The 20,184-nt window shown below is 58.3% G+C and carries 16 protein-coding genes; 6 read left to right on the forward strand and 10 right to left on the reverse strand.

Annotated features, from left to right (window positions below; all coding sequences use genetic code 11):
* Positions 1-82 (forward strand): NAD(P)(+) transhydrogenase (Re/Si-specific) subunit beta (locus J7380_RS20420; RefSeq protein WP_247742633.1); only part of this gene is annotated, 82 nt, incomplete at its 5' end.
* A gap of 69 nt (positions 83-151) precedes the next feature.
* Here J7380_RS20420 and J7380_RS17955 read toward each other — a convergent pair.
* Positions 152-853, reverse strand: coding sequence for a response regulator (locus J7380_RS17955; RefSeq protein ID WP_209197304.1), 702 nt, complete (start codon positions 851-853; stop codon positions 152-154).
* Between the two features lie 118 nt (positions 854-971).
* Between J7380_RS17955 and J7380_RS17960 the strand changes: the two genes are divergently transcribed.
* The 4 genes from J7380_RS17960 to J7380_RS17975 all read left to right on the forward strand — a co-directional run bounded on the left by J7380_RS17960 (position 972) and on the right by J7380_RS17975 (position 6,034).
* The gene (locus J7380_RS17960; protein ID WP_209197313.1) at positions 972-2,150 is read left to right on the forward strand and encodes a NapC/NirT family cytochrome c; all 1,179 of its coding nucleotides are present in this window, start codon (positions 972-974) and stop codon (positions 2,148-2,150) included.
* Positions 2,143-2,772 (forward strand): molecular chaperone TorD family protein, encoded by a 630-nt coding sequence (locus J7380_RS17965; RefSeq protein ID WP_209197321.1) that lies wholly within the window; start codon positions 2,143-2,145, stop codon positions 2,770-2,772. Before J7380_RS17960 ends, J7380_RS17965 begins: the two co-directional genes overlap by 8 nt.
* 123 nt (positions 2,773-2,895) lie before the next feature.
* On the forward strand, positions 2,896-5,355 hold the full coding sequence (gene torA, locus J7380_RS17970; protein WP_209197323.1) for a trimethylamine-N-oxide reductase TorA: 2,460 nt from the start codon (positions 2,896-2,898) through the stop codon (positions 5,353-5,355).
* Positions 5,356-5,461: 106 nt separating this feature from the next.
* Positions 5,462-6,034 (forward strand): hypothetical protein, encoded by a 573-nt coding sequence (locus J7380_RS17975; protein ID WP_209197325.1) that lies wholly within the window; start codon positions 5,462-5,464, stop codon positions 6,032-6,034.
* Between the two features lie 5 nt (positions 6,035-6,039).
* On the opposite strand, the gene J7380_RS17980 is transcribed toward J7380_RS17975, so the two are convergent.
* The 5 genes from J7380_RS17980 to J7380_RS18000 all read right to left on the reverse strand — a co-directional run bounded on the left by J7380_RS17980 (position 6,040) and on the right by J7380_RS18000 (position 13,480).
* A complete protein-coding gene (locus J7380_RS17980) occupies positions 6,040-8,379 on the reverse strand; it encodes an ATP-binding protein (RefSeq protein WP_209197327.1) in 2,340 nt (779 codons plus the stop codon).
* 442 nt (positions 8,380-8,821) lie between these two features.
* Positions 8,822-9,790: an enoyl-CoA hydratase/isomerase family protein gene (locus J7380_RS17985; RefSeq protein ID WP_209197335.1), complete on the reverse strand. Its 969-nt coding sequence runs from the start codon at positions 9,788-9,790 to the stop codon at positions 8,822-8,824.
* A gap of 18 nt (positions 9,791-9,808) precedes the next feature.
* On the reverse strand, positions 9,809-10,582 hold the full coding sequence (locus tag J7380_RS17990) for an enoyl-CoA hydratase-related protein (RefSeq protein ID WP_209197823.1): 774 nt from the start codon (positions 10,580-10,582) through the stop codon (positions 9,809-9,811).
* Between the two features lie 97 nt (positions 10,583-10,679).
* The gene (locus J7380_RS17995) at positions 10,680-11,957 is read right to left on the reverse strand and encodes a CoA transferase (protein ID WP_209197337.1); all 1,278 of its coding nucleotides are present in this window, start codon (positions 11,955-11,957) and stop codon (positions 10,680-10,682) included.
* A gap of 23 nt (positions 11,958-11,980) precedes the next feature.
* Positions 11,981-13,480, reverse strand: a complete 1,500-nt coding sequence (locus J7380_RS18000; protein WP_209197339.1) for a CoA-acylating methylmalonate-semialdehyde dehydrogenase — start codon at positions 13,478-13,480, stop codon at positions 11,981-11,983.
* A gap of 93 nt (positions 13,481-13,573) precedes the next feature.
* Between J7380_RS18000 and J7380_RS18005 the strand changes: the two genes are divergently transcribed.
* Entirely contained in the window at positions 13,574-14,491 is a 918-nt protein-coding gene (locus tag J7380_RS18005) for a LysR family transcriptional regulator (protein ID WP_170356418.1), read from the forward strand.
* A gap of 116 nt (positions 14,492-14,607) precedes the next feature.
* Here the strand turns inward: J7380_RS18005 and J7380_RS18010 are convergent, their stop codons facing one another.
* The 4 genes from J7380_RS18010 to J7380_RS18025 form a co-directional block, all read right to left on the reverse strand.
* The gene (locus J7380_RS18010) at positions 14,608-15,384 is read right to left on the reverse strand and encodes an enoyl-CoA hydratase (protein WP_209197341.1); all 777 of its coding nucleotides are present in this window, start codon (positions 15,382-15,384) and stop codon (positions 14,608-14,610) included.
* Positions 15,385-15,425: 41 nt separating this feature from the next.
* Positions 15,426-16,403 carry a nitronate monooxygenase family protein gene (locus tag J7380_RS18015; RefSeq protein ID WP_170356416.1) on the reverse strand — a complete coding sequence of 326 codons (978 nt, stop codon included), beginning with the start codon at positions 16,401-16,403 and terminating at the stop codon, positions 15,426-15,428.
* 214 nt (positions 16,404-16,617) lie between these two features.
* Positions 16,618-18,480 (reverse strand): AMP-binding protein, encoded by a 1,863-nt coding sequence (locus tag J7380_RS18020; protein ID WP_209197344.1) that lies wholly within the window; start codon positions 18,478-18,480, stop codon positions 16,618-16,620.
* Between the two features lie 167 nt (positions 18,481-18,647).
* Complete coding sequence (locus J7380_RS18025; RefSeq protein WP_209197346.1) at positions 18,648-20,099, reverse strand: coniferyl aldehyde dehydrogenase; 1,452 nt, start codon at positions 20,097-20,099, stop codon at positions 18,648-18,650.
* Positions 20,100-20,184 lie beyond the last annotated feature (85 nt).

The raw sequence follows: 20,184 nt of genomic DNA on the forward strand, positions 1-20,184 counted from the left end.
GCTGTTCTTCAAGGAAAACACCCGCATGTTCTATGGCGACGCCAAGCAGTCGCTGGACAAGCTCCTGCCCATGATCGACTGATCCAAAGCACATAAAACACAAAAAGGCGCCCAAACGGGCGCCTTTTCGCGTTTAACGGTAGGTTAAGGGCTAAGCCCCCATGAACACGTAACCTACCCCGTGAACGGTCACCAGAATTTCGGGCGCTTTTGAATTCTCTTCAATTTTGTTCCGCAGCCGTCCAATGATCACATCTACGGTGCGATCAAAGGGTTGCCAGTCGCGACCTGATAGACAGTCCAGCAACTGATCTCGTTGCAGCACGCGTTTGGGGCGTTGGGCGAGATAGCTAAGCAGTTCAAACTCGCCGCGCGTAAGGTGAACGTCTTCTCCATTTGCTGCTGTCAACGTGCGTGCGCCGCGATCAAGAGTAAGCCCATTGAACTCGAGCACCTCATCCTGTTCCGAATGAGGAACAGCAGGCATTGCGACCCTGTGCAGTATGTTCTTTGTCCGCACCAACAATTCGCGCAGGTTGACGGGCTTGTGCAAATAGTCATCAGCACCAATCTCCAACGCGACGATCCTGTCCACGTCCTCGCCGCGCGCACTGGCGACAATTACGGGTACATCCGATTCTGCCCGCAATTCACGCAAAAGGGTCAGCCCGTCCTTTCCGGGCAGGCGAATATCCAGGACAACCAGATCAATCACATGCCGCTTAAGTTCGCGCTCCATTTCGTCGCTGTCGTGGGCACGGACGACCCGGTAGCCTTCGACTTCATAATATCCTGCCATCGCCTCAAGGCTGGTCGGATCGTCCTCGACGATCAGGATTTGCTTGGCTTGCATGTTGTTTGGCTCCGCGCGTTTACATGACGTTTACATACTTTTACCAACCGTTCAAAGACCAAAAAAACCGTGTTTACAGCCCCCGCCTATGCTGACCGCATAATCGGAGGCGAAACAGATGATTGGACGAATCTGGCGAAAATTCTGGGGCCCTGCAGGTGCCCTGTCTTTTGGCTTCATCATGATCGGCGGCTTTATTGCCGGGGTCATTTTCTGGGGCGGTTTCAACACCGCGATGGAAGCCACAAACGAAATGGAGTTCTGCATTTCGTGTCACGAAATGCGGGACAATGTATACAAGGAATACAAGGAATCCCCTCACTTTATGAACGCATCCGGCGTGGGTGCGGTCTGTTCTGACTGCCATGTGCCGAAAAAGTGGTTCCCCAAGGTGATCCGCAAAATTCAGGCATCGCAGGAGCTTTACGGCCATTTTGTAACGGGCGTTATCGACACACCTGAAAAATTCGAAGCCCACCGGGCCGAAATGGCGCAAAGCGTCTGGGCCACGATGGAGGCCAACGATTCGCTGGAATGCCGCAACTGTCACGCGGTCGAGCATATGGACTTCAAACTGCAAAGCCCCAAAGCGGCCGAGCTGATGCAGGCCGGGTTCGAACGGGGTGACACCTGTATCGACTGTCACAAAGGCATCGCGCACAAACTGCCCGACCTGTCGCAAGGGTATAAGAAGAAATTCGAAGACCTGACAGCCGAAGCTGCCCATGGCGCATCCGGTGACGATCTGTACCCGATCAAAACTGTACCGCTCTATGAAACCGCTGCGGATGCGGCCGCAGGTGAAAACGTCATCGGTCAGGTTCTGGCTGCAACCCATATGCATGTGAAAGATCGCAGCAAGGGGGCGGTTAACATCCAGGTTGAAGGTTGGCAGCAGGATGGCGTCGGACAGGTTGTCTATGCTCTGCGCGGTCAGCGGATCTTTGAGGCGACGGTGAAAAAGGCCAAGATTGACCTGGTTCAGAACCATGGCACCGAAACCGACCCGGACACCGATCTGGTCTGGCACAAGGTCAGCCTGGACGGCTGGGTGGCTGACAAGGATCTGATCTCGGACGTGGACCAGCTGTGGACATATACATCCGAGATGTATTCCGCCAGCTGCGGCACCTGCCACTCGAAACCTGATCCGGGACACTCGTTGGCGAACCAGTGGATTGGCTCTTTGAAAGCAATGAAACGGTTCATCACGCTGGACAAGGAAGAATACCGTATTCTTCAGAAATACCTCCAGCTGAACGCCAAGGACACAGGCGGAGCGGGTAGCCATGGCTGATCGTTCCGAACCCCTGCCCCGCAGCGCAGCCTATCGGTGGTTGGCACAGCTTCTGCTGTGCCCCCCGACCCGGCCCGAACTACTGGCTTATCGCAGCGACGATGGTCTGAGGTTCCTGGCAGAATGCGCCACCTATCCCGCGCTGAAGCCTCTGGTGCAGTGGATCACTGACGAGATGGCCGAAGGACAAGACCTGGACGCACTGCATGATCGGATCGTCCGCGCCTACAGCCGGATCTTCGACATGGGCGGCAAGCACGGGGCTCTGCCTTATGCCTCGATCTACCTCAGTGACAGCGGGCGGCTGTTTCAAGAACCCGCCCGCGACATGGCCGCCCTTCTGCAAGAGATGGACATGCGTCTGCCCACCGATCTGAAGGAACCCCCTGACCATCTGGGCGTTCAGCTTCAGGTCATGGCCGAGTTGCTGGACCGCGCCGATCAGGAGGACGACCTGCCACTGACACCGTCAGAGTTCCTGGACCGATACGTCCTGACCTGGCTGCCCCAATTCGCGCATCGCTGTGAGCAGCAGCGCGACCCCGCCCTGATCGCGGAAACCGCCCGCGCCGCTCTGGCGCTTGGTCGGGACGACGCACAGGCGGCCCAAACCGCAGCGTGACCCGACCTGAAGGTCGGATCAGCCACACCACACAGCGATCCCCTACACCCAAGACGGGGGGCCGCATCAGAAACCCGAAAGGCCAGTCCTTTCGACCCGTTTGACGAAGTAATGGAGGGAAGAATGTCCATTAATACATCCACCAAACTGTCACGTCGCAGTCTGCTGAAAGGGGCCACATCGCTGGGTGTCTTCAGCGCGTTTGCTCCGGCATTGTTGCGTGCAGGTGCGGCCCATGCCGCGACCTCGGGTGAAGTCCTGTCGGGCTCGCACTGGGGAGCGTTCTACGGCACCGTTGAAGACGGCGTCTGGACCAAAATCCGCCCCTGGGAACAAGACCCCCATCCCAGTGAAATGCTCGAAGGTGTCATGGACAGCGTTTATTCGCCTTCGCGCATCAAATACCCGATGGTCCGCAAGGCCTATCTGGAAGGTGGCGCAGGTGCGAACCCCGAAGGCCGCGGCAACGAAGAATTCGTGCGCGTCAGCTGGGATCAGGCGCTGGAACTGGTCACCAATGAACTCAAACGCGTCAGCGACACGTATGGTCCGACCGGCGTTTATGCGGGTTCGTATGGCTGGAAAAGCTCGGGCAAGCTGCATAACTGTCAGAACCTGCTGCGCCGTGCGCTGAACGTCGGTCTGGAAGGCAAGTTCGTAAACAGCTCGGGCGACTATTCGACCGGCGCCAGCCAGATCATCATGCCGCACGTGATGGGCACGCTGGAAGTGTACGAACAGCAAACCGTCTGGCCTGTGCTGATCGAAAGCACCGACGTGCTGGTCTTCTGGGCCGCCGACCCGGTCAAAACCAACCAGATCGGCTGGACCGTGGCCGACCACGACACCTATCCCTACTACGAAGAGTTCCGCAAAACCGGCAAGAAGGTCATCGTCATCGACCCGATCCGCACGGAAACAGCCAAGTTCTTCGATGCCGAGTGGATTCCGATCCGCCCGCATACCGACGTCGCCATGATGCTGGGTATCGCGCATGAGCTGTATGCGCAGGGCCTGCATGACGCTGACTTCCTGGACGAATACACCGCAGGCTTTGAAGACTTCCTGCCCTATCTGACCGGCGAAAGCGACGGCGTTGCCAAGACACCGGAATGGGCTGCGGAAATCTGCGAAGTCCCTGCCGAGCAGATCAAGGAACTGGCTGCCCTGTTCGCCAGCAACCGCACCATGCTGGGTTCGGGCTGGTCGATCCAGCGTCAGCACCACGGCGAACAGTCGCACTGGATGCTGGTCACTCTGGCCTCGATGCTGGGTCAGATTGGTCTGCCGGGGGGCGGCTTTGGCCTCAGCTACCACTATGCCAACGGTGGCGCACCGTCGGCGGACTCGGTTGTTCTGCCGGGTATCTCGGATGGCGGCGCAGCGGTCGAAGGCGCAGCATGGCTGACACAGGCCGGCGCAGCCTCGATCCCGGTCAGCCGGATTGTCGAGATGCTGGAACGTCCGGGCGAAGAGTTCGACTTTAACGGCACCCGCACCACCTTCCCCGAAGTGAAGATGGTCTACTGGACCGGCGGCAACCCGTTCTCGCACCAGCAGGACCGGAACCGTATGGTCGAAGCCTGGCAGAAACTGGAAACGGTTGTTGTGCAGGACTTCCAGTGGACCGCAACCGCGCGCTTTGCCGACATCGTTCTGCCCGCCACCACATCCTACGAGCGCAACGATATCGAGCATATCGGGGACTACTCGCTCAAGGCGATCCTGGGCATGAAGAAGATCGTCGATCCGGTGTTCGAATCCCGCACCGACTTTGACATCTTCACCGAGATTGCCACCCGTCTGGGTGCTGGTGACGCCTTTACCGAAGGCAAGGACGAGATGGGCTGGATCCAGAGCTTCTACGAAGACGCCGCCAAACAGGGTCCGGGCAAAGGCATTGACGTTCCCAGCTTTGACGAGTTCTGGGACGCTGGTGTGGTGGTCTTCGACATCCCCGAAAGCGCCAAGCAGTTCGTCCGCTATGCTGATTACCGCGACGATCCGCTGCTGGAGCCGCTGGGCACGCCGACCGGTAAGATCGAGATCTTCTCACGCAATATCGAGAAGATGGGCTATGACGACTGTGGTCCGCACCCGACATGGTACGAACCCGAAGAGCGTCTTGGTGGCAACGCGCCTTACCCACTGCACATTGACTCGGCCCACCCGCAATTCCGTCTGCACTCGCAGCTGTGCGGCACGGTCACCCGCGAGAAATACGTGGTTGGCGGACGTGAGCCCTGCATGATCAACACGCAGGACGCCGCCGCCCGTGGCATCGCGGATGGGGATATCGTGCGCGTCTTCAACGATCGCGGTCAGGTTCTGGTGGGGGCCATCGTCTCGGACGATATCCGCCCCAGCGTGATCCGCATCTTCGAAGGCGGCTGGTACGATCCGGTCAATGGCGGTGAGCTGGGCTCGCTGGACGCATATGGCGACGTCAACTGTCTGACTGTTGGTCGCGGTACATCCAGCCTGGCGCAGGGTAACTGCGGTCACACCGGCATGGCAGAAGTCGAGAAATACACCGGCGAACTGCCCGAGGTGAACGTCTTTACCGCCCCGGCAGAGGGCTGATCCTAACCTCCCTACTGGCGCGCGCTTTCGGGCGCGCGCCTTTTTCCCTTCAGGTGCCGAAATGTTTAGTCTGTACCGACTCCTTATTCTTTGCGCGGCTCTTGGTTTGACCGAAGTCGCACAAGCCGACCCCGATCTGCAGTATCTGGATCAGATGGGCGCCATCCACCTAACCCCTTCAACCGATGGCAAGCCCGGCCGGGTCTTTGTTGCGACACCGCTACAGGTTCTGAGCCGTCAGGACGATTGGGTACAGGTCCGTATCACCGGCTGGACCCAGTCCGGGGCTGAACGCGTGATCTATGCAGCCCCCGGCATTCGTGTGCTGTCGGCCACGGTGCCAAAATCGGCAGTGGGCGATCTGATCCTGACCGACACGCAGGAGGATCCGGAAACCGGGCTGACATGGACCCGGACCGAGTTGCGCGGGTGGCTACACGACCCCGCGCTGCAATCCGATCTGAACCAGATCTGGGCGCGCGCCGAGCCACTGTTCGCCAAGCGCTGCACCGCCTGTCATCAACGCCGCATTCCCGATCACTACACCGCGAACCAGTGGTCCAGCCACCTTAAGGTGATGGGGCCCCGAACCGGCTTGCCGAAAGACGATCAGTTCCTGATCCGCACCTATCTGCAGCATCATGCGAAGGACAGCGCACGACTGACGCAAAACCCATAATTCAGTCAGGCCCCTGCTTTCGGGGCGTTCGACAATTCCTGCACCAGCTCATGCAACGCCTTGGTTGCGCGCAGACTTTCGGTCTCGACCTCATGCAGCTTTTGCTTGATGGACGTTGCATCGTCGGTATTTTTGCTGCGTTGGTTCAGCTCTTTCGCCAATGCAACCAACCGAATGGCACCAACAAATCCTGCAGCTCCGGTCAATTGGTGGGTTAATTCGGCTATGCCCGAGTGGTCACCCGCAATCAATGCAGCATTCAATTTGGAAACCAAATCGGGACAGCTTTCAAAGAACCTGTCCGCAACCGCGCACCCCCTTTGCACACCAAGATCGGCAAAGATTTGCCTTAGATTTGCATCTGCAATCGGGTTTTGAATCGAGGCAGTTTCCGATTGCGTATCATCAGCAGCAATAGCGCCGGATAGAGCAGATCCAAGTTCAGCCTTGGTAAATGGTTTCTCCAGAAAACGGCTGATACCCGATTTACGCAACATATTCAGCCCATCTTGCGGCAAAGCTGCTGTTGCGACAATTACTGGAATGCTATGGCCGTAATTCGCACCGACAGACTTGACATGCTGCGCCACATCCAGCCCCGTATGCGAGCCCAATTGAAAGTCGGTGATTACAACATCAAAATTTGGATTCTTCAGAACGTCTCTGGCCTGAGCGAAACTGCTGGCTGTAACCACGTGATTTCCTAGCTCGCTCAGATAGCCCTCTATCACAGTGGCATTCAGCGGGTCGTCTTCGACAACAAGAACCTTACGGCCACTGGGTTGGCTGGGGGTCTTTCCCGTTAGCACCCGCATTTCAATCGCAAATGTAAAGATACTGCCGCCCGTGGGATTCGGCAAATATTCCAACCGTCCGCCCAGAAAACTCACCAATCGGTGGCTGATCGCCAGCCCCAACCCTGTCCCCGTATTCAGCCCCAATTTGTCGCCCTGCGCGATTTGCGTAAACGGCTCAAAAAGATCGGATACGGCGCTTTCCGGAACTCCGGGACCGGAATCTACAATTTTGAACATCAGGCGTGTTCTATCAGGTGCTCCGCAGCCCTCAGCCGTGACATTGAGAACCACCTCGCCCTCGCCCGCGTATTTGCGCGCATTGGACAACAGGTTCAACAAAACCTGCCGCAACTTGTGCATATCACCGTTCAAATGCCGCGATACTTCGGGAGCGATCCGCAGCTTGAACTGTGACTGCTCCGAAGGCTGATGCACCCAAACAATCTGCGCAATAGAACTGCAAAGTTCATCAAGGTCGAAATCCTGATCCACGCGTTGCAATGCGCCGTTTTCCGCCTTGGACAGACCCAGCACATTTTCAATCAGTGAGGCCAGAACCGTACCCGACGCCCGGATACTGAGTAGCTTGTCGTTGGTAGCCGGAGCCAAGTCTTCTTCCAACAGGCGGGTCAAGCCCAGAATACTGTTGATCGGAGTTCGGATTTCATGGCTGATCGTATTCAGAAACACGGTCTTGGCGCGGTCGGCCTCGCGAGCGGCATCTATGGCTTTCAGGTAGTCTGTGATGTCTTGCAGAATAATAACGCGCCCTGCAAATTTCTCACTGACATCAAGCATTTCCTGGATAGCAACATCGAAAGAGCGGGCGCCGTGTGGGGTATCAAGCACAACAGGCTCCAGCGACGGACCACGGGCGCTCAACAATTTCGCAACGATCTGCGACAAAGCCACCGACTGAATTTCGGTGTAGTATCCAGCACCGGATTGCATCTGACCCAATAGAAGACGATTGGCCGCGACATTGACATGTGTGGGTTTGTTCTCGCTGTCCAGCAAGATCGCGGGCTCAGCTATACTCTCGAACACGGTCAGGTATTTGTTCTTTTCGTTACTCAACGATCGGTTAAGCGTCTGAAGTTCTTCTAGCCGATCAGAACTGTTCGTCGCTTGCCACGTCTTGATCAGACCGGTCTCCATAGCATCAAAAAGTTCCAAAATCAGGTTGCGCAGCTCCTCGCGCTGATTGTCCGGGTTGGATTTTTCGACCACCAAATCCAGATAGGCGTTTCGGTACAGCTTCATCAGCCCGACGAAGTCCACTATGTTTATTCCACGCGCCCGATGTTTGAGCCCCTGCTGCACCCCAAACTCAGAAGCGTGATCCAGCATAGCTTCATGAGGCAGCGTTTTAGAATGAGCGGTTTCAATCAAATCGACCAGAGGTTCGCTTAGCCCGATGACCGAAATCCTCCAAGCTTCACGCAGGGTGGATGAGAACTGAGTATAGTCCCTTTTATGCGCATAGTGGATCACGCGGTCGGTCAGCCACTCGGTATGGGAATTTATCAGGTTTGAGACTTGCAGCATCACTCATTCCGGCTGTTCTTAGGCTCCGGTTTCATTGTACCTACAGACAATGCCACGGGTCCATGCGCAGGATAGTCACAGCCCATGAACTCAATCACGCGCCGTGTTTCATATCCGACAAGTAGCCGGCTCGGTGCACATCGTCCCAACCGTACTGCGGTTCGTTCAGCGCGAGCGCGATCAACCCATCCTGCCCCGGGCCCTGACGCCACAATCGGTCGGGGGACTACTCATGTAACACAAATAACCGACGAGGATTTACGTCCAGATACAGGTATTCTTGCCCACCCTTGAGCAGTACACCTTGTTCTGAGGGTTTTTCGAAGAGCGATTAGCCAAATCACATTTGGCCAAACCGTCCGCCGCGATCACGCAGTTTAAATCTTCTGAGCCTTGCGTCATCGCAGTCCTTCCTGTTGCCGGAAGGTCAGCGCCCTTAATATTAGTTACTGCGCGAATGCCAGTTCGGGCTGTGATCCTTGTCCACCAGCACTGCCCGGACACCTTCTATAAGATCGGGGTGGCGTATGGCCATCCGCATAGCTTCGAATTCCTGTTCCAGACATTCGGATAAAGTCAGGTGTTTTCCATTGCGCAACAGGTTCAGGGATTCCAGCAAGCTACGCGGAGACGCCTTTCGCAGAGCCCTAAGAGCCGCCTCTTTGCGTTTACTGGGGCGTTTTTGAAGGCATTCGGCAATGGTGCTTAGTGAAAGGGGACTGAAACAGCCGGTCGTATCGGACAACATCAATATACTTGGTTGGTTTACGTTCGTGACGCACAAATCAGTTAGGATATCGTCGATCGAGTGATCTGAATGACACAAGGCCTTCATCAGTGCAGGCAGGGATTCTGTCCCCGTCATATGGGTCGAAATCCCAAGACCGTGCGCATCAAACCCACGAACCGAGGCCCCGGTCAGGCCCATCCAGACACCGCAATGATGCGGCATACGTGACAGGAAATAGCTGCCGCCCACATCGGGAACGAACCCGATTGCGGTTTCCGGCATGGCAAACAGCGCACGCTCTGTCGCGATACGGTAAGCTCCGTGCACCGACAAGCCCATTCCGCCGCCCATGCAAATCCCATCAATCACCGAGATATAAGGTTTAGAAAACCCGGCGATCCGTTCGATCAGGGCGTACTCCTCCCGAAAGAACTGCTCGGCTTCGTCCAGCTGGTCGGCGAGAACCAGCTCGCGCACCCGGCGCATGTCGCCCCCGGCACAAAAGGCCCGGTCGCTGGAGGATGTCAGAACCACGCAGAACACGGCTGGATCGTCCTGGAACTGGTCCAGGGCCGCGTCTATCTGGCGGATCATCTCAAGATTCAGGGCGTTCATCGCCTCGGGGCGGTTCAGGCAGATGATGCCTGAACGCCCTTGTTTTTCAACATTGACCAATGACATGGCTTGTTTCGCCATGCCTCAGCGGTTGCGGAATACGGGTGCCCGCTTGGCGATAAACGCCGCCATGCCTTCTTTTTGGCCATCGGTCGCGAACGCGGCCTGGAACAGGCGGCGTTCATGCAGCACACCCGGGGTCAGCCCTGTCTCAAGCGCGTTGTTCACTGCTTCTTTGGCCATTGCCACGGCAGGGGCGTTCAGACCGGCGATCTGATGTGCAGCCTCCAGTGCAGTTTGCAGCAGATCTTCGGTAGGAACCACGCGGGCGACGATGCCCGATTCCTTGGCTTCGGCCGCGCCAATTGTCCGCCCGGTCAGGATCAGGTCCATCGCAAAGGCTTTGCCAATCGATTTGGTCAGGCGCTGAGAACCCCCAATACCCGGCAGAATGCCCAGTTTGATCTCTGGCAGACCAAATTGCGCGTCTTCGCTGGCGATGATGAAATCGCACATCAGCGCCAGTTCAAACCCGCCACCCAGCGCAAAGCCGCTGACCGCTGCAATCACCGGTTTCTTGATGAACCGCATCTGATCCCAGTCGGCAAAGATGTCATTTGCCAGCAGGTCCACCAGGTGCTTTTCGGCCATTTCCTCGATATCGGCACCCGCAGCAAAGGCGCGGGGGCTGCCGGTGATGACCACGGCACCGATGCGGTCATCGGCGTCGAATTCCTTGAGGGTTTGCATCACCTCGGCGGCCAGTTGCAGGTTCAGTGCGTTCAGGCTTTTGGGCCGGTTCAGCGTGATCAGGCCAACACTTTCGCGACGCTCGACAATGATCTCCTCCAGCGCGATGCGATCGGATTTGGCTGCGGGTGCGGCTTTTTTGGCAGTGTCGGCGGCTTTGGCCTTGGTCTTGTTGGTCGTCATGAGTTTTCTCCCGGAATCTGATTCAGTTCTTGAGACCAAAATCGGTCCAGTTGGTGCCCTCGGCGGGCGCTTCATCGCTGTGCTTGACCTTGGCCGAGCGGTTCTGATCGTAGGATTCGAAATCCGCCATCTTTTCGGCCAGAATTGCTTCGCGGTGCTGGTTCAGCCCCGGCGCGACCTGCGCCTGGTCAGGGTCCATATCCTTGTAGGCCGACAGCTTGATCGGATTGCCAGCGGTGCGGAACGGCTTTTTGCCCTTGCCCTCGACCTGCACGATCATGTTGCGCGACAGCAGTTGCGGATGGTCCAGCAGCTTGTCGATGGTGTTGACCGGGCCGCAGGGCACACCGGCCTCGTTCAGCGCGTCCAGCCAGTGTTCCATCGGCATTTTGGTGGTAACGGCTTCGATCGCCTCAACCATTTTGGGACGGTTGCGCACCCGCAGGTCGTTGGACGCAAAATCCGGGTCCATCGCCAGATCGGGCGCGTTCAGCGCATCGGCCATCAGCAGGAACAACTGGTCGTTCCCGGCGGCGATGACAAAGCGTTCATCCTTGGCCTGAAACGTCTCGAACGGGGCCAGCGAGGGGTGGCAGTCGCCGGTGCGCGTCGGCACGACGCCTTCGACATCATACCGCGCCAGCGCGGTTTCCATCAGCGCGGCCTGACAGTCCAGCATGCCGATATCGACCCGCTCGCCCTGTGCGTTCTTGGTGCGTTTATACAGCGCCGACAGGATGCCGATCACACCGAACAGGGCCGCGCCCAGATCGCCAAAGCTGGTGCCGACGCGCGCCGGGCGTTCGCCGGGCCAGCCGGTCAGGCTCATGACGCCGCCCATGGCCTGCACAACCATGTCATAGCCGGGCAGATCGGTCATCGGACCGGAATGGCCAAAGCCCGAGATCGAGGCATAGATCAGATGCGGATGCGTCTTGGCCAGCCGTTCCGCGCCATAGCCGAGGCGATCCATCACGCCGGGGCGGAAGTTTTCGACCAGAACATCGGATGTGTCCAGCAGGCGCTCCAGCAATTCACGGTCACGGGGTGATTTCACATCCAGAACGATGCTTTCCTTGCCCCGGTTGAAGCACATGAAATAGGCGCTTTCAGCGTCGATAAAGGGGGGGAAGGCGCGCGTGTCGTCGCCTGTCCCGAACTTTTCAACCTTGATCACCCGCGCGCCCAGATCGGCCAGCACCATGGTGCAATACGGCCCTGCCAGTACGCGCGAGAAGTCAAGAACGGTGATCCCCGACAGGGGACCGCCTTCCAGTTTTTCGTCTTCGGGTTTTTGCATGGTTCCTCCTCCCAACCAGACAATCAGCGCGCGACGGGCATTGTGAACTCAGCGCCTTTTGAGATGCTTTCAGGCCAGCGCTGCATGATCGACTTCTGCTTGGTGTAGAAGCGGACGCCCTCTTCGCCGTAAGCGTGGGTGTCGCCGAACAGGCTCTTCTTCCAGCCGCCAAAGCCGTGCCAGGCCATCGGCACCGGGATCGGCACGTTCACACCGACCATGCCCACCTGAATCTGACGCCCGAACTCGCGCGCGGCGTTGCCGTCGCGGGTGAAGATGCTCACACCGTTGCCGAACTCGTGGTCGTTGATCAGCTGCACGCCCTCGGCAAAGCTGTCGACGCGGATACAGGACAGAACCGGGCCAAAGATTTCCTCTTTGTAGATGGTCATGTCCTTGGTGACATTGTCGAACAGGCTGCCGCCCATCCAATAGCCATCCTCGTGACCTTCAACCGTGTAGCCACGGCCATCGACCACCAGATCAGCGCCTTCTTCGACACCTTTGGCGATGTAGCCGGTGATCCGTTCATGCGCGGCCTTGGTGACGATCGGGCCCATCTCGGCGTCCATCTCGACCCCGTTCTTGACCTTCAGCGAGGCCAGACGTTCCGCGATCATCGGCACGATCTTGTCGGCCACGTCGCCCACCAGCGTGGCCACCGAGATCGCCATGCAGCGCTCGCCGGCCGAGCCATAGGCCGCGCCCATCAGCGCGTCGACGGCTTTGTCCAGATCGGCATCGGGCATCACCAGCATGTGGTTCTTGGCCCCACCCAGCGCCTGCACGCGCTTGCCGTGACGGGCGCCGGTCTCGTAGATGTAATTCGCAATCGGGGTCGAGCCGACGAAGGAAATCGCCTGCACGTCGGGGTGCTCCAGCAGCGCGTCCACGGCCACCTTGTCGCCCTGCACCACGTTGAAGACGCCATCGGGGAAGCCGGCCTCTTTCATCAGTTCGGCATACATCAGCGACGGTGTCGGGTCGGTCGGCGAGGGCTTCAGGACAAAGGTGTTGCCTGCAGCGATGGCGACCGGGAACATCCACATCGGCACCATGACCGGGAAGTTGAACGGGGTCACGCCCGCCACCACGCCCAGCGGCTGGCGCAGGGTCCAGTTGTCGATGCCGGTCGACACCTGATCGGTGAAATCGCCCTTGAGCAGCTGCGGGATGCCGCAGGCGAACTCGACGATATCAATGCCGCGCTCAACCTCGCCGCGGGCGTCGGTGAAGACCTTGCCATGCTCGGCGGTGATGGCGCGGGCCAGCTCGTCCTTGTGCTCGTTCAGCAGGTTCAGGAACTTGTTCATCAACCGCGCGCGGCGGATCGGAGGCATGTTCGACCAGGCCGGAAACGCAGCCTTCGCCGCCGCAACCGCCTTGTCCACATCCCCAACCGAGGCCAGATCAACCTGCCCCGTCAGAGCCCCCGTCGCCGGGTTGAACACGTCCTGAGTGTTGGTGCGCGCACCACCATAAACCTCGCCATTGATATAGTGGCCAATTGCAGTCGTCGTCATGGATGCCTCCTCCTTGGGTTGACCTCAATCTGCCAAATCCAAACAAAACAAATCCAATGACTAATCATACCAAGTGATATAAGCAGAGTTAATATGAGACCAATTACCGACATCCGCATTTTGAACGCCTTCGTCGCCGTTGCGCAGGAAGGCAACATCTCGCGCGCGGCAAAGCGCCTGCACCTGACCCAGCCAGCCGTCAGCCTCCAGCTTAAAAGACTGGCCGAAGACACCGGGTTGGAATTGTTTCACCGAACCTCCAAGGGGGTTGAACTGACACGCGACGGTGAAGCGCTTGTGGCCAAGGCCGAGAAGGTTCAGAATGCGATATCGGAATTTGGCCAGACTGCGCGGCGGATCAATGGCAATGTACGCGGGTCCTTGCGTCTGGGTACAATCGTCGATCCCGATTTCATTCGCTTGGGTACGTTCCTGGCTGCCTTGGTAGATGGGTACCCTGATCTGCAGACCAAACTGGTTCACGGGATAAGCGGAGATGTGATCAATCGGCTGATCAACGATCAGCTGGATGTCGGCTTTTTTCTTGGGGAATTGGAAGAATTTGAGCCCAAGACCGAAGACCAGACCGGCTCGCTTTTTTATCAGCGAGAACTGACCAAGTTCACTTATCGCGTCATCGCGCCCGCTGGATGGCGAAACCGTATTCAGGGAAAAGATTGGTCCGAATTGGCCACAATGCCATGGATTGGGACGCCCCAGAATTCCGTACATCAACGGCTGCTTACCAGAATTTATGGTGACCTCGACACCCAACCCGAACCGGTTTGCCTTGTCGATCAGGAGCCTTCGATGCTGGCAATGGTTCGGTCCGGCATTGGCCTCAGCCTGTGCCGAGAATCCATTGCACTGGAAGAAATGCAAAACCGAGGGCTGGCCGTTTCAGATCGCGTGAGAATCGAAACCTGTCTGCGGTTTGTGACATTGTCCGCCAAGAAAAAGGACCCGAATGTCGAAGCGGCCTTCGACGCCCTTGACTCGACTTGGAGCTGACCGCTGCATCTTCACGATTGCGCGACGACATGTGCAGCCACAGATAAAGATACCCATGCGGCCGCACACGCCCGAATCGCGCGGGATACGTCGCCCGCTCCCCGGCAACGCTTGGCTTATTTGAAGACCGGTTTGCGCTTTTCTACGAACGCCGAGAAAGCTTCGCTGAATTCATCGTTTTGCAGCGCTTCTCCGAAGTCTACCAACTCTTCCGTCACCCGGCTCCAAAGGTCGCCAGTCAGAGGGCGACGCAACAGTGCTTTGGTTTTCATAACCGCATTGGGTGGCAGCTCGCCGAGTTCAGCAACAGCCGCGGCCACGGTTGTTTCCAGATCTTCCGGGCTGACGACCCGGCTAACCAGTCCTGTTTCCAACGCTTCCTGCGCCGAGAACATCCGGCCCAGCAAAAGCAACTCGGCAGCTTTAGCCTGCCCCATCAATCGCGGCACGATATAGCTGGAACCAGCTTCGGGCACCAACCCAAGGTTGACGAAGGGCATACGAAACAGAGTTTCTTCGGCCACGTAGATCAGGTCACAATGCATCAACATGGTGGTCCCGACACCGATGGCGACACCCTCGACCTGAGCAACGATCGGCTTGGGAAACTTAATCAGCGCTTCCAGAAAAGCGACGACCGGAGGATGATCGCCGGACGCAGAATTGTGGAAATCGCTCACCATGTTGCCGCTGGTAAAATCCCCATCCGCGCCCCGCAGCCAGACCACCCGGATGTCCGGGTCGTTCGCCGCGTTGGTCAGCGCGTCGGCCAAGCCAAGATACATCGCACGGTCGATCGCGTTTTTCTTGCCCGGATTCGACATGGTCACACGAAGGGCTGATCCCAGCTTTTCCGTGATTACACCTGGCTGGGTTGCGTTTTCGTCGGTCATTCTGCGCTCCTACCGCTGGTTGGTTTCTTATGCCCGGTCTATTAGGCGTTGTTATACCCGGCGAGGCGATTGGCGATGATTTGATCAGCCTCGGACATAATCCGATCCAGCAGCTCCTGACAGGATGGGATGTCATTGATCAGGCCCACAACCATGCCACAGGACCAGGCGCCAATATCCATGTCCCCGTCCTGCATGACACGCGGGTAGACACCAGCCACTTCATCAATGATGTCCTCGAATTGGATGGCATCGCCCTTTGCCTTTTCAGTGGCCAGAATACGTTCGACCGCCGGGTTGGTCAGAACCCGTTCCGTGTTGCGCAGCGGACGCATGACCAGGCGTGTGTCCAGCTCGGTCGCGGCGACGATGGCATCTTTGACGTTCTGGTGCACGGGAGCTTCTTTAGTGGCCACAAAGCGAGTGCCCAGATTGATACCCGACGCGCCCATCGCCAGCGAGGCCACCAGCGAGCGGCCATCGGCCTGACCGCCGGATGCAACAAAGGGGATTTCCAGCTCATCTGCAGCGCGGGGCAGCAGGATCATGTTGGGCACGTCATCCTCACCCGGATGGCCGCCGCATTCGAACCCGTCAACCGAGACGGCATCGCAGCCGATTTCCTGCGCTTTCAGCGCATGACGGACCGAGGTGCATTTGTGGATCACCTTGATCCCGGCATCCTTGAGATACGGCATCACCTGCGACGGGTTGCGCCCGGCGGTTTCAACCACGGTGACGCCACCTTCGATGATCGTCTTGATGATGGCCGGATAGTCCGGCGCATTAACGGTGGGCAAAAAGGTCACATTCACCGCGATGGGCTTGTCGGTCATGTCCTTGCAGCGCGCGATCTCATTGGCCAGATCGGCGGGTGTTTTCTGGGTCAGCCCAGTGATCGTGCCAAGCCCGCCCGCATTCGAGACAGCAGCAGCCAGTTCGGCAAAGCCCACATAATGCATACCGCCCTGCAGGATCGGGCGTTCGATACCAAAGAGTTCGGTGATTTCGGTTTTCATGGCCGCAGCCTCCGTGATGATTCTGGCGCTTGTTTTGGTTTGAGTGCGAGAAAACACGTGGCGTCCCGCGATAAAAGCGCCTGAAAGTTGAACGTTACGTCGAGAGGGGTATCGACTTGGGTGTTGGGGAATTCCGTTTGCGTTGTGATTTGGAACAGGTTGGGTGCTGGCATGGGGAAGGCGCCGTACGACGCCTTTCCCCGGCTGGTTTGGGTTATCCGATTTCGACCGTCGCCGAGAACAGATATTCGGCCAGGGCATCCTGAACCTTTGGGATATCCGCGCGGTTCTGCTCGGGCAGCGTCACCGTCACATGCATCCCGCGCGCGCCACCATCGGTGACGGCAATCTGCGCCTCGGGCAGATTGTGTTCATAGCGGACCAGTTCGGCCACGGCGCGTTTCGCCGCCTCAAGGCGCAGGGTGGGCTTGTAGATTTTGCCCACCGTGGTCAGCGGAACCTCATCCACGATGTAGATCTGCTTGGGCCAAGCCGGGCGCTCGTCAATATGCGCGTGGGCGTGTTCCTGCAGCTCGTCCATCGTAACCTCGGCCCCGTCGATCAGCTGCACGAAACATACCGGCAGCTCTCCGGCATAGGCGTCGGGTTTGCCCACGGCGGCGGCGATGGCCACGGCGGGGTGGTCGGTCAGGACATTTTCGATCATGGCCGGATCGATGTTGTGACCGCTGCGGATAATCAGATCCTTGGACCGGCCCGCAATGTAAATCCGCCCGTCCGCGTCCTTGTATCCCAGATCGCCCGAGTTCAGGTATCCGCCCTCAAACACGCCCGCATTCTGGCTCGCGTCGCGATAGCCGGGCGAGACATGCGCGCCTTTGATGGCGATCACGCCGATCTCACCCACGTCGCAGGTATCGCCCAACGCGCCCTCTGCTGTCAGGCGCAGGATATCCACCTGAGAATAAGGCAGCGGCCAGCCGACCGAACTGACGGCCCCGGTGCCCGACAGCGGATCAATACTGACCAGCCCCGAAGCCTCGGTCATGCCCAGAAGTTCAAACAAGGTCGCACCTGTCACCTCGCGGAAATGCGCTCCGACCGCAGGGGGCAGCAAGGCCGCCCCAGTCAGACCGGCCCGCACGCGGCTGAGGTCATACCCGTCGGCCGGAACCTGCAGAACCGCACCCAGCGCGGTCGGAACACCGCCAACCAGCGTGACCTTATGCTGTTCCACCAGACGCCAGAACCCGGACACAATCGTCGGCGTACGCAGCCCGCCCGGCGACATCACCACCAGTTCGACACCGCACATGAACGCGCTGAGCCCGGCGGCAATTGTTCCGGCCACATGGAACAGCGGCAATGTTGCGGTCAACACGTCGTCGGGGCGGTATCCGCACATGGTTGCGCCGCCAAAGGCCGCCACCAGTTGCCCGCGATGGGTATGAGCCACCAGCTTGGGCACGCCCGTCGTGCCGCCCGTATGGAAATAGGCCGCCACATCATCGCCCGAACGCGCTGCGCCAAAGGTCAGGTGATCCATGGGTTGGCCCTGGATGGCTTCAGCGAAATCCACCACACCATCGACCGGCGGCGTCCCCGGAGGCGCGATGCGCACCAGGATCAGGCCGGGGATCTGGTCCCGGATTTCCAGCGACTTTTCCCAGATATCCAGTTGCGGATGCGGCCCGAGCGTCACAAGAATTTTCGCCTCGGAGGCACGCAGCAGGTCAACGATGCTCTCGACCTGCAGCAAAAAGTTGATCGGAACCGCGTAACCGGCGGTTTCGGCGCCCCAGAGGGTCACGTAGGTCTCGATCAGCGAGGGCAGCATATAGGCAACGCCGGGCGCGGGGCCGCCAAGATCGGCAAACATATTGGCCGCGCCCCGGATCAGCCCCAGCAACTGACCATAGGTGACCCGCCGCGCCTGTTCGTCTTCGGCACCGGTCATCAGCATGGTCAGGGCGGTCTTGTCGGGATAGGCGGCGGCGCTGGCCTCGAACACCTCAAGAATACTGCGTTCGGGTAGGCGTTGATCCAGGGTCAGATCGGTTTCCAGCCGTTTGATATCCTCAAGGGTTCGAACGGGTTGATCACTGAATACAGCCATAGTCTGTGCTCCTCCAAAACACGGTGTTTTTGTCAGGCGGCGGCTTAGTGCCACCGCTATGTCTTTTGGTTGCCGCACCCTGTGACAGCGCTCAGAGCACAGCCTGACCGCGCCCCTAAACGCCTTTGATAGGGGTCAGAACATATCGCAGGGTTGGAAGGCCGCGGTTAGGGCTTTTTGAAGCGGCGCAGCTGGAAATTGACCAGCAGTTTGAACATCTTGTTGTCCCACGGCGCGCCGACAAACTGGTTACCGTCCAGCTTACCCTTACGCACAACGCCCTTGGCTTTCGAGAAGTTCAGGAACCCTTCCTTGCCGTGGTAATGCCCCATCCCCGACGGACCAACGCCGCCAAAGGGCATGTCATCAACGGCCACATGGGTGACAACCTCGTTGATGCAGACACCGCCCGAGTGGGTTTCGTTCAGAATCTTCTCGCCGCGGGCTTTGTCCCAATCGAAGTAGTACAGCGCCAGCGGGCGATCACGGTCATTCACATAGGCAATCGCGTCGTCCAACGTGTCATATGAAATGACCGGCAGGATCGGACCAAATATCTCTTCCTGCATCACACGCATGTCTTCCGTCACGTCTGTAACCAGATGCATCGGCAGTTTTCGCGTACCTTCAAAGTTGTCATTCGACGGGTTGATCGCTGTGACTGTGGCCCCTTTGGCCTTGGCGTCCTCGATATTCTCTAACAGCCGGTCGCGCTGGCGCTCGGTGATGATCGAGGTATAGTCATTGTTCGCCGCAAGCGTCGGATAACGGCGCGAAAACGCTTTGACGAACGCTGCAACAAAGGCGTCAACCTTGCCACGCGGGACCATCACATAGTCGGGGGCCACACAGATCTGACCCGCGTTCAAACCCTTGCCAAACACGACCCGCTTGGCGGCTTCCTCGATTTCAAACTCATCATGAATGATGACCGGAGACTTGCCCCCCAACTCCAGAGTAACCGGCGTCAAGTTCTCGGCTGCGGCGCGCATTACGATGCGCCCAACTGGGGTCGAGCCGGTAAAGACCAAATGGTCGAAAGGCAGCTTGGTAAATTCCGTGGCAACGCTGACATCGCCATTGATCACCACGACCTCTTCATCGGTGAAATGCTTAGAGATCATCTCGGTCAGTGTGTCAGCGGTATTAGGCGCAAATTCCGACGTCTTGATCATCGCCCGGTTGCCCGCGGCCAGCGCACCCACCAGCGGCGAGAGTCCGAGGAATACGGGGAAATTCCACGGCACCACGATGCCAACCACTCCTAACGGTTGATAGTGGACCTTGGCATGCGCCCCCATCAGCATCAACGGCAGATGGCGCTTGGACTGACCCATCAGCTTGCGCAGGTTCTTGCGGTAATATCTGATGCCTTCCAGAATTGGCAGGATTTCAGCCAGCATCGTCTCGGCATGGGCGCGGCCGTCGAAGTCCTGATCGACCGCGTCGATGATCTTGTCTTTGAATTCCATCAAACCGGCGTGCAGCCGGCTCAGTCGGTCTACCCGCTGCTCGTAGCTTGGTGCAGGATCAGCACGGTAAGCCGCCTGCAGCTTGCCAAGCACCCCAGAAAGAGCAGGTCCGACCGGTTCGATTTCAACGACGTTTTGAACAGACATGAGCTTCGTCCTCCGTTAGCACTGCCGAGATCATTTATTGAGTTTGGCCTCGTAAATATTGGGCAAACGTCGTAACTCGTTAAGA

This window comes from Ruegeria sp. R8_1, assembly GCF_017743815.1.
In the GTDB taxonomy this organism is placed as follows: Bacteria; Pseudomonadota; Alphaproteobacteria; order Rhodobacterales; family Rhodobacteraceae; genus Ruegeria; species Ruegeria lacuscaerulensis_A.